The following is a 250-nucleotide window of genomic DNA, read 5'->3' on the forward strand; positions in this document are numbered from 1 at the left end:
CGTTCGATCAGAAGACCGGAAAGTTCAAAACCGGCATCCCGGTGGAGGAAATTCGCCGTGTCACGCATTTTCTGACCAGAACGGCATCGGACCACGCCTGGCGCATCGTCATTGTCGATCCAGCCGACGATATGAACCGCAATGCCGCCAACGCTTTGTTGAAAACGCTGGAAGAGCCTCCCGCACGGGCGCTCTTTATCCTCATTTCCCACTCGTCTGGACGCTTGCTCCCGACAATCCGGTCGCGCTG

The 250-nt window shown here is 57.6% G+C and carries 1 pseudogene; it reads left to right on the forward strand.

Features of this window, described 5'->3' with window-relative positions:
• A pseudogene (locus tag SB719_RS21680) lies at nucleotides 1-250 on the forward strand (DNA polymerase III subunit delta'); the annotation flags it as partial.

It is taken from the genome of Pantoea sp. SIMBA_079 (assembly GCF_046940275.1).
Taxonomy (GTDB): Bacteria; Pseudomonadota; Gammaproteobacteria; order Enterobacterales; family Enterobacteriaceae; genus Pantoea; species Pantoea borealis.